This is a genomic window from Anaerococcus faecalis, assembly GCF_013371425.1.
Classification (GTDB): Bacteria; Bacillota; Clostridia; order Tissierellales; family Peptoniphilaceae; genus Anaerococcus; species Anaerococcus porci.
Genome location: NZ_JABVBA010000001.1, coordinates 132516 through 149113 on the forward strand (window position 1 = coordinate 132516; position 16598 = coordinate 149113).

A 16598-nucleotide genomic window follows, 5' to 3' on the forward strand; every position below is an offset into this window, starting at 1 on the left:
AGCAAGTTAATAGGCTATACTAGCCTCTTTTTTAATAGGAGTAAAAATGAATTTCAAGGATTTAATTTTAAATATAGTAAATGGTGAAAATTATAGACCTATGACAATGAAACATATGTTAAAGTTTCTAGATTGTGATAAGTATATAAGAAAAGATGTAGTAAAAGAAATTCAAAAATTACATAAAGAAGGAGAACTCAATATTACAAAAAAGGGAAAGATTATGCCTTTAAGCAAGGAAGATAAGGCACTTATAGGTATAATTTCTACAGCTCAGGGCGGCTATGGATTCTTTATATCTGATGATGAAGACTTTGATGATGTTTTTATTTCTAATGCTAATCTTAATAAAGCTATAAATGGTGATAGGGTTAAAATAAAAATCATAAAAGAAAAAGAATATGGAAAGAATGCTGAAGGTGTAGTTGTTGATATCTTAGAAAGAAAACAAAATAAGATAGTTGGACTTTATCAAAAAAATAAGAAATTTGGATTTGTTATAGCTGATGATAAGAGTATATTTGATGATATTTATATAGATAATGAAGACTCAAAAAACGCAAAAAATAATGATAAGGTAGTAGTAAAGATATTAAGATACCCTGAACATGGTAATCCAGAAGGAAAAATTACTGAAGTATTAGGCAACAAAGATGATGCAAATATCGATGTATTGTCTATAGTAAGAAGCCATGGGATAAAAGATAATTTTTCGAAAAAGGCAAAAAGTGAATGTTTATACATAAAAAAGGAAATTACTGATAAAGATATAGAAGATAGGATGGATTTTAGAAAGCTTTTTACGGTAACTATAGATGGTAGAGATTCTAAGGACTTTGATGATGCAATCTCAATTGAAATAGATAAAGATGATTATATACTCTATGTTCATATAGCTGATGTAAGTCACTATGTTAAAGAATCTACTGCAATTGATAAGGATGCTTATGAAAGAGGTAATTCAACTTATTTATTTAATATAGTTATACCAATGCTTCCTGAGGTTTTATCAAATGGTATATGTTCACTTAACCCAAATGAAGATAGGCTTGCTGTAAGTATTAAAATGAGAATCGACAAGAATGGAAATGTTATAGAAAATGATTTTTATAAATCTGTAATAAAATCAGACTATAGACTTATTTATGATGATGTAAATGCTCTCTTAGATGAAAATGATCAATCAGTTTATAATGATAAATTAACTATTGAAAAATTAAACTTGTTTAAAAAACTATATAAAATATTAAAGGATAAAAGAAGCAAAAGAGGATCAATTGATTTTAACTTTACAGAAAGTCAAATTGATGTGTCAGAAGATGGAGAAGTTTTAAATATATCTCGTTATGAAAGAGGTACTGGAAATAAGATGATTGAAGAGTTTATGATTGCTTCTAATGAAACTGTAGCAAGTTTATTTGCTTATATGGACTTTCCATCAATTTATAGAATTCATGAAAAACCAAAAGAAGAAAAAGTAGAGTCATTTAATAAAATTTTAAATACTCTTGGGCACAATATTAAGGGAAATAGCCTCCACTCAAAAGATTTCCAAGAAATCTTAAAAGAAGTAAAGGGTGAAGATGATGAAGGCTTAATAAATATTTTGATGTTAAGAACCATGCAAAAAGCCAAATATACAAATTATAGGGATATTCATTTTGGACTTGCAACAAAATTTTACACCCATTTTACATCACCTATTAGAAGATATCCAGATTTAATAGTCCATAGACTTATAAAACTTTATATAGAAAATAAACTTACAAAGCTTAACCAATCTAAATTAAGTAAGGATTTAGGTACTAAGGCTGAACATTTATCAATTACTGAAAGAAATAGTGAAGAATGTGAAAGAGATGTAGAAGACTTAAACAAATGCAAGTATATGAAAAAATATATTGGTAAGGAATTTGAAGGTATAATTTCATCAATTACAGATTTTGGAATATTTATAGAGCTTGAAAATACTGTTGAGGGTTTATTTATGTATAAATTTTCCGAAGATAGATTCGAGTATATTGAAGATATGATGTATACTGTAAATACTGATAATAATAAAAGATATAAGATTGGAGATAGAGTAAGGATTTGTGTTATTAATGTAGATATTGAAAAAAGAAATATAGATTTTGATTTATTGGAGGAATAAGTGAAAGTAATTGCTAATAATAAAAAAGCAAAACATGATTATTTTTTAGAGGAAAAATATGAGGCAGGAATTGAACTTAAGGGAAATGAAGTAAAGAGTATTAAGGAAGGAAAAGTATCAATAAAAGAATCCCATGTAGGTGAGTATAAAGGTGAGATGTATATATACAATATGAATGTAACTCCTTATAAACAATCTTATGATAAAAATATAGACCCTATTAGGACAAGAAAACTTTTGCTTCATAAAAAAGAAATTAATAAGTTAATAGGTAAGGTATCACAAGCAGGCTATACTATTGTTATAACAAAGATTTATCTAAAAGATGGTCTTATAAAAGCGGAAGTAGCTTTAGCAAAAGGGAAAAAGGTATTTGATAAGAGAGAAACTATTAAGAGAAAAGATGCAGATAGAAAAATTGAAAGAGCGTTAAAAAATTATTGATATGGCCTATATAGAATTAAAAAATGTGTATAAATATTTTAATGTAGCTGGAAATAAGATAATTGCAAATGATAATATTAACTTATCCATAGACAAAGGTCAGCTTGTAATAATAGTTGGAGCAAGTGGTGCAGGTAAAACAACCCTTTTAAACCTTATAGGAGGAATGGATAAGTTAAGTGAAGGGGAAATTATAGTTGATGATAAAAACTTATCGGATATGAATGAAAAAGAGATTACAAAATATAGAAGAGATGATGTTGGGTTTGTTTTTCAATTTTATAATCTTATACCAAATCTTACAAGTATAGAAAATGTAGAACTTGCATCAGAGATTGCAAAAGATAATATGGATGCTTATAAAGCTCTTGATGAGGTGGGACTTTCAAATAGAAAAGACTCTTTTCCTTCTCAGCTTTCTGGAGGAGAACAACAAAGAGTTGCTATTGCAAGGGCTATTGCTAAAAGCCCTAAACTTTTACTTTGTGATGAGCCTACAGGAGCTCTTGATTATAGAACAGGTAAGTCTATACTAAAATTATTACAAGATACAGCCAAGAATCTAAATACTACCGTAATTATAATAACACACAATACAGCTATAAAAGATATTGCTGATAAGGTATTTGAACTTAAAGATGGTAAAATAGTAAATGAGTATGAAAATAAAAATCCTGAAAATGTAGAAAATATTGAGTGGTAAAATGAGAAAAAGTAATTATTATAAAAGTATATTTAGGGATATGAAAAATACCAAGGGTAAGATTTTTTCTATCTTTATAATGATAATGCTTGCCTCAATGATTGTAGTAGCTTTATTTCTAACAGGACCTACTATGAGAAACACCTTAAATAATACTTTAAAAAATGCTAATCATCCAGATATGATTATAAGCTCAACTTATGGACTTAAAGATGAAGATAAAGTAATTATAGAAAAAGATAAGGATATTGAGAATGTATCCTACCAAAAAGGAACAGACCTATATTATAAAGACTTACTATTAAGTATAGATTCTAAAGATGAAACTTTCCCAAAATATAATATAAAAAAAGGTAGGGACTTAAAAAACAATAATGAAATAATCATTGATGAAGTATTGAAAGATGAGTTTAAAATTGGAGATACTATAGAATTTGATGAATCTTTAAATAAAAATATTGATGATAAATTAAAAAATAAAAAATTTAAAATAGTGGGCTTTGCCAATTCGACAGAAAATCTCATGAATGATATACGAGATTATTCAATTGAAGGTAAAAAAATGGTGGATGGCTTTGCTATAATATCTTATGATAATTTTAAAACAGATGATATAAAAAAAGCAAATATACTATATAAAGATACCAAAAATCTTCATAAATTTGATGAAACTTACATATCATATGTTGACAAAAAGAAGAAAGATTTAGAAGATGACTTTAAGTATAGGCCAAGTGAAGTTTTAAAAAAACTTAAAGATGAAAGTAATAAAAAATTAGATGAGAACGAAAAAGAATTAGATGATGCGAAAAAAAAGCTTGGTGATGAGCAAGAGAAACTCTACAATGCTAATGAAAAATTACTTAATGGTATAAATAAATACTATGCCAATGAAAAAGAATTTCAAAATAAAATTACTGAATCTGAAGAAAAGCTTAAATTATCAAAAGTTAAAATTGACAATGGATATATTAAGCTCGATAAGGCAAAGAAGCAATATGAGAGTGGTTTAAATGAATATAATACTAAATTTAGTAATGCAGAAAAAAGACTTAAAGATTTAGAGCTTGAAATTAATAAGGCTTACAAAATAATTAATGACAGTAGTAAGGAAATTGAAGAAGGTAAAAATAAAATTGAAAGCTCTTTTAAATACCAAAAGGATAAATTAGTTGAACTTAATAACAATAAAAGTAAACTTGAACTTGAAATTTCAAAAATCAATGAAAGTAAAAAATTTATAGAAGAAAATATTAAAATTATTGAAAAAAAAATAGAAAATTTAGATGATAGTGAAGAGAATAAAGAAGAGATTGATAAGTTAAGTAAATCCAGAGAAGATCTCTTAAATAAGTTTAATGAATTAGATTCGAAAAATAAAGAGCTTATAGAAAAAAAAGAAGAAATAGATTTGTCTTTTAAGGAATTTAAAAATAAGTATGATTTAGCCTATAATGAAGCTATGGCTCCAATTTTAGAAAAAGAAGATGTACTTAATAAGAAAAAAAGTAATTTAGGTGAAAAAAATACTATCTTACAAGAATCTATTAGAAAAATAAATATCGAGAAAGATAGTGCAAGAAATAAGTTAAATGAATCTAAATCCATGATAGCTTCTAATGAAGCAAGTTTAAATGAAGCTTTAAATCTTTATAATTTATCTTACGAAAGGTTTAAAAATGAAAAAGAAAATGGAAGATTTAAACTTGATAAAGCTTATGAAGAACTTTTAGAAAACCAAAGAAAATTAGAAGAAGCCAATAAAAAATTTTTCGAAGAAAAAGATAAATCTTTAAAGAAAATTAACGATGGTTATGATGAAATTGAGGAGGCTAGAGAAAATCTTGTAAGACTTCCAGATCCAAAATATAGTATAGGGAATATATTATCAAATAAAGCTATTGACACTTACTATAAGAATTCTAAGAATATGGATGAACTTTCTAAAGTATTTCCAACATTTTTCTATTTTATAGCTCTTTTAGTATCATTGACTACAATAAAAAGATATATTGAAGAACAAAGAATTCAAAATGGTACTTTGAAATCTCTAGGATATGCTAATAAGGATATTGCAAATAAATTTTATATATATGCACTTTCACCTACTATATTGGGATCAATAATAGGGGTTATTTTAGGAAAGTATCTAATAAGTAAGATTATATTTAAGGCTTACTCATCAGGATTTGATATATTTGAGATGGATTTTCCTAATAGTTTTTTACTTGTTGTTACAACTATTATTCTTTCTATAATTCTTATAACGCTTACTGTATTTTTTACATCAAACAGTGAGGTAAAAGAACAAACTGCAGACTTACTAAGACCAAAACCACCAAGGGGCGGATCAAGGATATTTCTAGAAAAAATTGACTTTTTATGGAAAAGATTGTCTTTTATGACAAAAATTACTTTTAGAAATTTATTTAGATATAAGTCACGTATGCTGATGACAATTTTTGGTATTGGAGGATGTACTGCCTTGTTATTTTTTGGATTTGCAATGACAGACTCTATAAAAGATACATCAAATATCCAAAGACAAGAAATTAGCAAATATGATTATATAAATATATTTGATAATAGAGCTGATGTGAAAGATAAAAATGAATATGAAGATATAATAAATGATGAGATGACAAAAAGAATCTATTATAAGAGTGTAGAAATTGATCTTAAAGATGATATCAAAGCTAATTTAATAGTCTTTGAAAATCAAGATAGGCTTAATGAATTTATTGATATAAGAAATAAATCCAAAAATCCTATTAAGTTAGGTGAAGATTCTTTGGTAGTAACTACAAATCTTTATAATAAACTTAATGAAAAAGACGAGCTTAAGTTTTTAGACAAAAAAGTTAAAATTAAAGATGTGGCAGAAAATTATATAGATGATTATATCTATATGTCAAAAGAAGCTTATGAAAATAATTTTAATGATAAATTAGAATTTAATGCTGATATAATAAATACAGAAAATAAAGGTTTGAAAGATAAAATATTAAAAAATAAAGCTAGTCTATCACTAATTGAACCTAATAAATCATATGAAACAATTGATTCATTGATGGCAAATCTTAACTTGGTTATAGGAATAATCACTCTGGTTTCTGCAATATTGGCCATAGTTGTTTTATATAATCTTACCAATATAAATGTTAGTGAAAGAAAAAAGGAACTAGCAACAACAAAAGTTTTAGGATTTTTCCCAAGAGAGACGACAGCTTATATATATAGAGAAACTTGTATTTTAACAATTTTAGGAATAATGTTAGGCTATATGTTAGGATATATTATGCTAAAGTATGTACTTTTAGTTGTAGCACCTGATGGTATATATTTATCAGCAAAAACACATCCACTATCTTATATAATATCAGCTATAGTAACCTTATTTATTTCATTTATTATAATGATAATCGTCCATTTAAGATTGAAAAGGATAAATATGGCTGAAGCTATGAAGGCAGGAGAATAAAGCAGTTTAGTCTGCTTTATTTTATTGTGATATAATAGAAAAAGGTGATTAGTATGAAGATAATATTTTTAAGACATGGTCTTACTGAATCAAATAAGAGTAAGAGATTTTCTACAGCAGATACGAAAATATCTAAAGATGCTTATAAAGATCTTGATAAAAGTAAGTTTAATTTAAGAGATTATAATGTAGATAAGGTATACACATCCAAGCTATTGAGAAGCAAAGAAACTGCAGAATATTTAGGCTTTAATGAGTATACAGAAGATAAAAGATTAAATGAAATGGATTTTGGTGACTTTAAGGGAAAAAGGATTTCTGACACTTTAATAGAATACGAAAACTTTTATAAGGAAAGGAAATTAAATCCATATGATATAAGATATCCTGGTGGAGAGAGCGTAAAAGATCTTATAAAAAGGCTTGATGATTTTATTGAAGATAAAAAAACATCTCATAATACAATACTTTGTGTAAGTCATGGTATAGCAATAAGGGCAGCTATTTTTACAATATTGAATGATTTATCAAATTTTGAAAATTTTTGGATTGATAATGGCTCATTAACTATTATTAATATTGAAAATAACAAAAAAATTCTAGAGTGTGTAAATAAGATATGAAATTTATTAATTTATCAGATGTACATCTATCAGATAGTTTTGATTTTGAAAGCTCATATTCTAATATAATTAGAAGAAGTAAATGGGATAGTTTTAAGGACATATTAGAAAGTAATAAGGATGTAGATTTTGCCCTTATTTCTGGGGATCTTTATGAGCGAGATTATTTTATGTCTAAAGATTATGACAGATTGTTTAGGATAATAGAAAATTTTGGTAAAAATATTTATTATGTTACAGGAAATCATGACTATATAGATAGAAAAAATGATTTTTTCTTTGAAAATAAACCTCAAAACTTATATATATTTGGGAGTGAAAGAATTGAGTTTTATGAATATAAAAATGTAAGGATATATGGAATATCTTATGATGATAGGATATTTTCAAAAAGATTTAATTATAGTATAAATCTAAATAAGAATTATTATAATATAGGTATATTTCATGGCGAAATTACTAATATTAACTCAACTTATTTAAGTCTTGATTTAGAAAGACTTAAAAAAATAGGATTCAACTATGTAGGTTTAGGTCACATTCACAAAAAAACAAACTTTAATAATAATATTTACTACGTAGGAAGTATAGAGCCTCAATCTTTTAAGGACAAAGGAGAATTTGGATATATTAAGTATGATAATGGAGATTTTTTCTTTAAAGAATCTTCTAAGCTTGAATTTTTAGAATTAAATGAAGATCTATCAGACTATAGAAATATGGACCATATGATAGATTCTATAAGAGATATGTTTAAAGGGGATTATGTTTTTTTGAGATTAAAACTTGATAATTATGATTTATTTGATATTAATGAAAAAAAATTAAGAAAAGAACTTGATTTAATTTATATTGAACTTGTTTACAAAAAATCATTATCATATTATAATGATTTAATTAAAAAATATCCAAATACAATATTGCAGGATTTCTATGATTCTTTGTTAAGTCTTGATGAAGATGAAAAAGTAAAAGAAAGAGCATTAGAAATAGGTATAGATGCAATACTTAGGAGTAGAGATGTCTAATTTATATATAAAAGAAATCAACTTATTATCTTTTGGACATTTTCAAAATAAAAATATAAAATTCAATGAAGGATTTAACCTAATTTATGGAGAAAATGAAAGTGGTAAATCTACAATTCTTGACTTTATAGAGGGTGTTTTTTATGGATTTGACCAAGGTAAAAATAAGATTAATTTTTCATATAAAAGAGAAAAATACAGACCAATTGGTTCTTTTAAATATATGGGTTCATTAATTCTTTCGAAAAATAATAAGGATTATAGAGTAGATAGAAATTTTGATGATGGAAGTTATAAGATATATGATTTAAAAGAAAATATAGAGATAGAAAATAAAAAATCAAGACTAAATTATCCGGGTGAGTATTTCTTAAATATTAGTTATAGTATTTATCGAAATATAATAAATAATCAACAATTACAAGATATTGATCAAGATTCTAAAAAAAAGATTATAGATTTTTTAAAAAATCCATCATCGGATTTAGAATTTTCATCCCTAAAAGCAAAAGAAAATATAGAGGACAGAATTAATAAGCTCGGAAGTAAAAGAGCTTATACAAAACCCTATGCAAAAAATCTTAAACTTTTAGAAAATAAAAATGATGCGCTTAGACGTATAAATAAGTTAAATGACCAATATTATAATGATTTATTAAAATTAAAAAATCAAAGGCATAAAATTATACAATTTTTAGAAAAAATCAAAGAATTAAAAAACGAAAGAGATCAGTATAGGAAAGCAAAAGCTAATAGTAATTACTTAGAAGAGAAAGCAAGAAAAGAATCTTTAAATATTATTGAGAGAAAACTTAAAGATTACAGTGAGTTTTATGATATTGATAGGATTTATTTTGAAAAGTTGGATGAACTCTTAGATGAGAGTAAAGACTTTTATAAGAATAATAAAAGTCGTGATATTAAATTTCTTTATTTTATTATAATTTTAATGATTACAATTTTTATTATCTTAAAAAGAGCTTATATTATATTAGCCTTTATTATACCAATAATTTATTTTTTATATAAAAAGGTTAAAAATGATTATAAAAAAAGAAATAATCTAATTAATTTAAATATTAGAATAAATAATGAATTATTAAAAGTTGGGGCCAAAAACAAATATCAATACGAAAAAAAGAAAGAAAAATTTATAGAGTATGAAAAATTAAAAATTGAAAAAGAAAAGATAATAGAGATTCTTAATATTCTTGATAAGCAAGAGAAATATGATAAAGAAATAGATATTAACTATAAAAAAAATATAGATATTTTAAAAATTGATAAAGAAATTGAAGAAAATGAAAATGAGCTTAATAAACTTAGGGATTTAAATTTAAAACTTGAAAAGAAATTAGCACTTGTTGAAGATGAATTAGGAAAGAAAAATGATCTTATTGAAGATATAAAAGCTATTAAGAGAAAGCTTGATGAAATAGAACTCGAATTAAGAGCATCCAATTTAGCGATAAAACTTATAGAATCTAATAAAGATAAGTTAGGGAAAAATAAAATAAAGCTTGAAAATAAGATTTCAAAGTTAATAGCTGATATATCTAATTGTAAGTATAAAGATTTATCCTATGATGATAAACTAAATCCATTAATAAGGACAAAAAATAATGAATTTATCGATCTAAATAAATTATCAGTAGGTTTTTTTGATCAGATTAATTTCGCTTTAAGACTAAGTCTTACTGAAAATTTATATAATAATATGTTTTTGATTTTCGATGATGCTTTTATTAATTATGATAGTTTTAGACTTAGAATGGCCTTGTTACATTTATTAGATATTTCTAATAACTTTCAAATTATTTACTTTTCATGTCATAAAAGAGAAGAGGATATACTTAAAGCAGAGGGAATTGATATAGATATAAAATACATGGAGAAAATATGATTTATGCACTAGCAGATTTACATCTTGATTACACGGAAGAGAAGTCTATGGAAATTTTTGGCGAAGCTTGGGATGGATATCAAGAAAAAATATTTAAAAATTGGCAAAATATTATAAATGATGAGGATTCAGTTTTGATAGCTGGAGATATTTCCTGGGCTATGACAGAAAAAAATGCTTATAATGATCTTAAGAGAATAGATAATTTGAAGGGAAAAAAAATCCTTCTTAAAGGAAATCACGATTATTGGCGGCAGTCATTAAAAAAGTTAAATGATTTAAATCTTAGAAGTATAAGTTTTTTACAAAATAATTCTTTTGAAGTCGAAGGATATGATATATGTGGAACAAGAGGTTGGATTAGTAGAGATTTTAAAGACTTTGATGAACATGACGAAAAAATTTTTAAAAGAGAACTTCAGAGATTAAGGAAGTCATTAGAATATAATAAGAAAGGAAATAAGAAAATTGTAATGCTTCATTACCCACCATTAAATTCAGACAAATCTTTAAATGAATTTTTTAGAATTTGTAAGGGTTATAAGGTAGAATCAATAGTGTATGGACATCTTCATGGACCAGGACATAAACAAATTGTTGAAGGAATATTTGATGGCATTAAGCTTAAATGTATTTCTGGAGATTATGTAGATTTTAAAGCAGAGAGGATAAGTTTAAATGGATCGTGAATTAGAATTAAAAATTTTAAATATTGACTTGAATGAAATGGAAAAGAAGTTGATTTCTAAAGGAGCTAAAAAACTAGGTGTTGAGATACAAAAAAATCATACTTTTTCACCACAGAATAGGAGTGAATTTCCAAATGGATATCTTAGAATTAGGGAAAAAACTATTGATGGGAAAAGATTAGATACAGAGTTGACCTTTAAGGAATCTGTAGATTCAAAAGATGATGTTAGAGTTAATAACGAATATACTACAAATATCACCTCTACTTCAAACATGATAAAGATTCTTGAAGAAATTGGACTTGTGGAAAGATATGTAGGTGAGAAAAAAAGAGTTTCTTATGAATATAAAGAACAAAGATTTGACCTTGATACATGGTCAAAGGATGTATATCCAGACCCTTATATGGAAATTGAGTTTACAAATGTTAATTTGATTGAAGAAATTTTAGATGAATTTGATATTGATAGAGATAATGTTACAAGTGAGTCTATAAATGAGCTTATACAAAAATTAAAGTAATTTATTGACTTAGCAAGACACTTTTGATATAATTAAAAAAACTTAAAAAGGAGTGTCTAAATGCTAAAAATTAAAAATTTACTAAGTGCAGAAGATTTGTATAAAGATGATTTACTTGAAGTAATTGACTTAGCAGAAGACATAGTAAAGAGTCCTAGTGATTTTTCAGATTATTGTAATGGAAAACTATTAGGGACTCTTTTTTTTGAGCCTTCTACTAGGACTAGACTTTCTTTTGAATCAGCAATGTTAAGGTTGGGTGGTTCTGTTGTAGGATTTTCAAATGCAGCATCTTCTAGCCAAAGTAAGGGTGAAAGTTTACAAGATACAATTAAGACAGTTAGTCAATATGCAGATATAATTGCCATGCGTCATCCCCAAGAGGGAGCTGCAAAACTTGCAAGTGAAGTAAGTGATTGTCCAATTATTAATGCGGGAGATGGCGGACATCAACATCCTACTCAAACTTTGACTGATATTTTAACTATAAAAACTTACAAAAATAAGTTAGAAGGACTTAGGATAGGTCTATGTGGAGACTTAAAATATGGCAGGACAGTCCATTCATTATTAAAGGTACTAACAATGTTTGATAATAATGAATATGTCCTAATTTCTCCAGAAGAGTTAAAACTTCCAAACTATATTAAAAAATCAGTTTTTGAAAAACATAATATAGAATTTGAGGAAAGAAGGTCTTTAGATGATTCTATAAATGATTTAGATATCTTATATATGACTAGAATCCAAAAAGAAAGGTTTTTCTCAGATAATCAATATACTAGACTCAAGGATTCTTATGTTTTAAATAAGGAAAAACTTAAAGATGTCAAGAAAGATTTGGCTATACTTCATCCACTTCCAAGGGTTAATGAAATTGATACTGATGTAGATAATGATCCTAGAGCCCTTTATTTTAAACAAGTTAAATGTGGTATGTATGCAAGAATGGCACTTATTATTAAATTATTGGAGGGAAGAGATGCTTGAGATTACTTCACTAAAAGATGGAATAGTTATAGATCATATTAAAAGTGGTCTAGGAATTAAAATATTTAACCTTTTAAGTCTAGATGAATTATCAGAAGAAGTTGCGCTTATTTTAAATGCAAAATCATCATCCCAAGGCAGAAAAGATATAGTTAAAATTGCAGGAAATCTTGATATTAACTTAGATGCAGTAGCAATTATCGACCCAAATGCTACAATAAACTTTATTAAAAATGAAGAAGTTGTAGAAAAGAAAACATTGGATTTACCTAAAGAAACTAGGGGAATATTAAAATGTCAAAATCCAACTTGCATAACAACAAGTGAAAGAAATATTGAAAGTAAATTTATCCTTATAGATAGGAAGGAAAAGATGTATAAATGTGCTTATTGTGACCATATTTATGATGTGGAGGAATAATGAGACAAGTATTTAAAAACCTTGTTGGGATTGATGATGTTAATATATCTAGAAAGAATATTTTTGTTGAAAATGGATTTATTACAGATGAATTTGACTTAGATGATGATGTAGAAATTATAGATTGTGAAGGTCTGATTTTAGTTCCTTCATTTATAGATATGCACACTCATTTTAGAGACCCAGGATTTATCTATAAAGAAAATTTAGAATCTGGATCTAAGACGGCTCTTAAAGGTGGATATACTACGGTAAATCTCATGCCTAACACAAATCCAATTGTATCAAGCAAAGATGTTTATGATGATATAATGAAAAGAGGAAGAGATTTAAATCTTATTGATATATTTCAAGTTTATTCAATAACTAAAGATTTTGAAACAGATGATTTATCACATCTTAAAGACCTACCTGAAGATTTACTATTTCTTTCAAACGATGGAAATGGTGTGGATGATGATTTTGCTATGTATAAAGCTATAAAAATAGCTAAAGAGAATAAACTTAAATTCACTTTACATGAAGAATGTAAAGAAATATCTAAATATGATTATGAAATAGCAGAAGATTTGATGACTATAAGAGATGCATACCTTTCTTATAAAATGGATGTACCAATTCATTTTTCTCATGTATCTACTAAGGGAGCAATTGAAGCTATTGCATATTTTAAAGATAAAGGTGCAAATATTACTTGTGAAGTTACACCTCATCATATTTATTTTACAAATAGGGTTGATTTAAAAGTTAATCCTCCTATTAGAAAAGATAAGGATAAAGAAGCTTTACTTTCTATGATAAAAAGAGGATATGTAGATTGTATAGCAACTGACCATGCTCCTCATACTAAAAAAGAAAAAAATGAAGGAAAACCTGGTTTTATAGGACTTGAAACTGCTTTTTCAACTTCTTATGAGGTTTTGGTTTTATCTGGTCTAATATCTTTAAATGACTTAATTAGGATGATGAGCACAAATCCAGCTAAGCTTCTTGAGATTAAAAAAGGAAAACTAAAAAAAGGATACTTGGCTGATTTTACCATTATTGACTTAGATAAAGAATATATATATGAAGAAGAAGATATTTTATCAAAATCAAAAAATTCTTTATTTATAGGTAAGACACTAAAGGGACAAATTAAAAAAGTTTACAAAAAAGGAGTACTAAAATATGACCTTGATGGAAAGATTATATAAAAAAGTAAGTCAAAATGGCTTTGTTTGTGTAGGTTTAGATACATCTATAGACTATATACCAAAAACTCACAAAGAAAATAAGTCTATTGATCAAGCTCTATTTGATTTTAATAGGGAAATAATAGATAGTACAAAAGATGTCTGTGCTATATATAAGATACAAATTGCTTATTATGAATCATATGGACTATTGGGAATGAAAGCCTATAGCAAAACTCTATCCTATATTAGAAAAAATAATCTTTTAAGCATAGCAGATGTAAAAAGGTCTGATATTGCTCAGAGTGCAAAACAATATGCAAAAGCTCATTTTTCTGGAGATTTTGAAGCAGACTTTATCACTCTTAATCCATATATGGGAATGGATTCGATTTCACCTTATTTAGATTTTATTGAAAAAAAAGATAAGGGTGTTTTTGTACTTTTAAGAACTTCAAATCCTGGAGCAAGTGATTTTGAGTGTTTAAAGCTTAAAGATAATAGTGAATTTTTTTATACAGTAGGTGACAAGCTTAAAGAGTTGAATAATAAATTATTAGATAAAACAGGCTATGGCCCAATAGGATTGGTCGTTGGTGCAACACACAAAGATGAGGTGGAGAAAATTAGAAAAAGATATGATAATATGTTTTTCTTAATACCTGGTTTTGGTGCTCAGATGGCAGAGTCTATGAATGTATATAAACTTCTCAACAATCTTAATGGAGGAGTAGTAAATTCATCTAGGGCTATCCTAAAAAATTATCTCAATTTTGATGATGGTGAAGATAAAATTGGTTATTATGCAAGGCTTAAGTGTATAGAAACAAGAAAGGAAATTGAGAAAAATGGAAGGCTATAGAAAAGCAGATGTGGTTTTTAATAAAAAAATTAGTGATAATATCTATTTTTGTAAGTTAAAAACCAAAATTAATGCAAAGCCTGGTCAATTTTTTATGCTTAGAACAGATAGCTTTAGAGAATCTCCACTATTATCAAGACCTTTTGGTGTTTGTGATCAAGATGAAGAAACTATGTCATTTTTATATCAAGTTAAGGGTGTAGGTACAAATATAATAAAAGACTTAAAAAAGGGATCAGAAGTAAATATTCTTGGTCCTCTTGGAAATGGATTTAAGATAAGAGAAGGTAGAAAATCAGCAATAGTTGCTGGTGGTATAGGGATAGCTCCTTTATTATTTTTGGCAAAAATGCTTGATAAAAAGGCTGATTTTTATGTTGGATTTTCTGATTTTGAGTATTTTACAGATTATTTTAAAGACTATGTGAATAATACAACTGTAACTATAGATAAAATAGATAAAATATTTATTACAGATAAAATAAATACTAATGATTACGATGTAATCTATGCTTGTGGACCAAATCCAATGCTAGAGACACTATCTAAGAAAAATACTACTACTGAAATCCAAATATCTATGGAAGCACACATGGCTTGTGGAATAGGAGCATGTCTTGGTTGCACTATTGAAAATATCAATGGAGATTTTATTAGAGTATGTAAAGACGGACCGGTTTTTGATTCAAAGGAGATATTTTAATGACTTTAAAAGTAAATATCTGTGGAATAGAATTTAATAATCCTGTAATAGCGGCAAGTGGTACTTTTGGTTTTGGCAAAGAATTTGCAAATTATATAGATATAAATAAGCTTGGTGGAATATCTTCAAAAGGTCTAACCCTACATAAAAATTTAGGTAATAAGGGGGTTAGAATTTATGAAACACAATCTGGAATTATGAATTCAATTGGACTTCAAAATCCAGGCATAGATTATTTCATTAAAGAAGAACTTCCTTTCTTAGAAAGTAAAAATCCAGTAATTATTGCAAATTTAGGTGGACATAGTATTGATGAGTATGTAAAAGGTGCAATATTACTAGATGATACATCTATCCCTATAATTGAGTTAAATATTTCTTGCCCTAACGTTAAAGAAGGTGGAATGGCCTTTGGTACTGATCCTAATAAGGCTTGTGAAGTTATAGAAGAAGTAAGAAAAGTCACTAAAAAAGTTTTAATGGTAAAATTGTCTCCAAATGTAGGAAGCATAAGTGAGTTTGTAAAAATTGCAGAGAATTCAGGTGCTGATTGTATATCCTTAGTAAATACTTTTAATGCTTTAGCAATAGATGTTGATAAGAAAAAGGCGATTTTTGAAAATAAGACTGCTGGTTTATCTGGACCTTGTATAAAACCAATAGCATTAAGAATGGTATATGAGGCAAGTATGGCTACAAAGCTACCTATAATTGGAATGGGTGGTATAAGAAATTATAGAGACTGCCTTGAGTTCATTATGGCAGGAGCAACGGCAGTCCAAGTTGGGACTAGTAACTTTGTTGATTTTAATACAATGATAAATATTATTGATGATTTAAAATCATATATAGATAGAGAAAATATAAAATCTTTAGATGAAATAAGAAATATTATATAGGA

The 16598-nt window shown here is 26.6% G+C and carries 15 protein-coding genes; all 15 read left to right on the forward strand.

The annotated features are described in order from the left end of the window. Positions 1-46 precede the first annotated feature (46 nt). From rnr to HV819_RS00760, 15 genes are read left to right on the forward strand one after another with little or no spacing between them, the layout of a single operon-like run. Positions 47-2152: a ribonuclease R gene (gene rnr, locus HV819_RS00690; protein ID WP_176269306.1), complete on the forward strand. Its 2106-nt coding sequence runs from the start codon at positions 47-49 to the stop codon at positions 2150-2152. Next, positions 2153-2596, forward strand: a complete 444-nt coding sequence (gene smpB / locus HV819_RS00695) for an SsrA-binding protein SmpB (RefSeq protein WP_176269307.1) — start codon at positions 2153-2155, stop codon at positions 2594-2596. 1 nt (position 2597) lies between these two features. Beyond that, positions 2598-3299, forward strand: coding sequence for an ABC transporter ATP-binding protein (locus tag HV819_RS00700; protein ID WP_176269308.1), 702 nt, complete (start codon positions 2598-2600; stop codon positions 3297-3299). A 1-nt stretch (position 3300) separates the two neighbouring features. Further along, complete coding sequence (locus tag HV819_RS00705; RefSeq protein WP_176269309.1) at positions 3301-6780, forward strand: FtsX-like permease family protein; 3480 nt, start codon at positions 3301-3303, stop codon at positions 6778-6780. Positions 6781-6833: 53 nt separating this feature from the next. Then, complete coding sequence (locus HV819_RS00710) at positions 6834-7403, forward strand: histidine phosphatase family protein (RefSeq protein WP_154538828.1); 570 nt, start codon at positions 6834-6836, stop codon at positions 7401-7403. Next, the gene (locus tag HV819_RS00715; protein WP_176269310.1) at positions 7400-8431 is read left to right on the forward strand and encodes a metallophosphoesterase family protein; all 1032 of its coding nucleotides are present in this window, start codon (positions 7400-7402) and stop codon (positions 8429-8431) included. Before HV819_RS00710 ends, HV819_RS00715 begins: the two co-directional genes overlap by 4 nt. Further along, a complete protein-coding gene (locus tag HV819_RS00720; RefSeq protein WP_154538826.1) occupies positions 8424-10334 on the forward strand; it encodes an ATP-binding protein in 1911 nt (636 codons plus the stop codon). The genes HV819_RS00715 and HV819_RS00720 overlap by 8 nt, the downstream gene beginning before the upstream one ends. Beyond that, entirely contained in the window at positions 10331-11023 is a 693-nt protein-coding gene (locus tag HV819_RS00725; RefSeq protein ID WP_176269311.1) for a metallophosphoesterase, read from the forward strand. Before HV819_RS00720 ends, HV819_RS00725 begins: the two co-directional genes overlap by 4 nt. Further along, on the forward strand, positions 11013-11546 hold the full coding sequence (locus tag HV819_RS00730; RefSeq protein WP_154538824.1) for a class IV adenylate cyclase: 534 nt from the start codon (positions 11013-11015) through the stop codon (positions 11544-11546). Before HV819_RS00725 ends, HV819_RS00730 begins: the two co-directional genes overlap by 11 nt. A gap of 60 nt (positions 11547-11606) precedes the next feature. Next, positions 11607-12536 (forward strand): aspartate carbamoyltransferase, encoded by a 930-nt coding sequence (pyrB, locus tag HV819_RS00735; RefSeq protein ID WP_154538823.1) that lies wholly within the window; start codon positions 11607-11609, stop codon positions 12534-12536. Beyond that, a complete protein-coding gene (locus HV819_RS00740; protein WP_154538822.1) occupies positions 12529-12957 on the forward strand; it encodes an aspartate carbamoyltransferase regulatory subunit in 429 nt (142 codons plus the stop codon). Before pyrB ends, HV819_RS00740 begins: the two co-directional genes overlap by 8 nt. Beyond that, the gene (locus HV819_RS00745) at positions 12957-14153 is read left to right on the forward strand and encodes a dihydroorotase (RefSeq protein ID WP_176269312.1); all 1197 of its coding nucleotides are present in this window, start codon (positions 12957-12959) and stop codon (positions 14151-14153) included. The genes HV819_RS00740 and HV819_RS00745 overlap by 1 nt, the downstream gene beginning before the upstream one ends. Continuing rightward, positions 14128-14994: an orotidine-5'-phosphate decarboxylase gene (gene pyrF / locus HV819_RS00750; RefSeq protein ID WP_176269313.1), complete on the forward strand. Its 867-nt coding sequence runs from the start codon at positions 14128-14130 to the stop codon at positions 14992-14994. Before HV819_RS00745 ends, pyrF begins: the two co-directional genes overlap by 26 nt. After that, positions 14981-15697, forward strand: a complete 717-nt coding sequence (locus HV819_RS00755) for a dihydroorotate dehydrogenase electron transfer subunit (RefSeq protein WP_176269314.1) — start codon at positions 14981-14983, stop codon at positions 15695-15697. Before pyrF ends, HV819_RS00755 begins: the two co-directional genes overlap by 14 nt. Further along, a complete protein-coding gene (locus HV819_RS00760) occupies positions 15697-16596 on the forward strand; it encodes a dihydroorotate dehydrogenase (RefSeq protein WP_154538818.1) in 900 nt (299 codons plus the stop codon). The genes HV819_RS00755 and HV819_RS00760 overlap by 1 nt, the downstream gene beginning before the upstream one ends. Positions 16597-16598 lie beyond the last annotated feature (2 nt).

Excerpts from the sequence above, each read along its gene's own strand:
- rnr (WP_176269306.1), top strand. The coding sequence starts at position 47 with ATGAATTTCAAGGATTTAATTTTAAATATAGTAAATGGTGAAAATTAT.
- HV819_RS00700 (WP_176269308.1), top strand. The coding sequence starts at position 2,598 with ATGGCCTATATAGAATTAAAAAATGTGTATAAATATTTTAATGTAGCT.
- HV819_RS00705 (WP_176269309.1), top strand. The coding sequence starts at position 3,301 with ATGAGAAAAAGTAATTATTATAAAAGTATATTTAGGGATATGAAAAAT.
- HV819_RS00710 (WP_154538828.1), top strand. The coding sequence starts at position 6,834 with ATGAAGATAATATTTTTAAGACATGGTCTTACTGAATCAAATAAGAGT.
- HV819_RS00715 (WP_176269310.1), top strand. The coding sequence starts at position 7,400 with ATGAAATTTATTAATTTATCAGATGTACATCTATCAGATAGTTTTGAT.
- HV819_RS00720 (WP_154538826.1), top strand. The coding sequence starts at position 8,424 with ATGTCTAATTTATATATAAAAGAAATCAACTTATTATCTTTTGGACAT.
- HV819_RS00725 (WP_176269311.1), top strand. The coding sequence starts at position 10,331 with ATGATTTATGCACTAGCAGATTTACATCTTGATTACACGGAAGAGAAG.
- HV819_RS00730 (WP_154538824.1), top strand. The coding sequence starts at position 11,013 with ATGGATCGTGAATTAGAATTAAAAATTTTAAATATTGACTTGAATGAA.
- pyrB (WP_154538823.1), top strand. The coding sequence starts at position 11,607 with ATGCTAAAAATTAAAAATTTACTAAGTGCAGAAGATTTGTATAAAGAT.
- HV819_RS00740 (WP_154538822.1), top strand. The coding sequence starts at position 12,529 with ATGCTTGAGATTACTTCACTAAAAGATGGAATAGTTATAGATCATATT.
- HV819_RS00745 (WP_176269312.1), top strand. The coding sequence starts at position 12,957 with ATGAGACAAGTATTTAAAAACCTTGTTGGGATTGATGATGTTAATATA.
- pyrF (WP_176269313.1), top strand. The coding sequence starts at position 14,128 with ATGACCTTGATGGAAAGATTATATAAAAAAGTAAGTCAAAATGGCTTT.
- HV819_RS00755 (WP_176269314.1), top strand. The coding sequence starts at position 14,981 with ATGGAAGGCTATAGAAAAGCAGATGTGGTTTTTAATAAAAAAATTAGT.
- HV819_RS00760 (WP_154538818.1), top strand. The coding sequence starts at position 15,697 with ATGACTTTAAAAGTAAATATCTGTGGAATAGAATTTAATAATCCTGTA.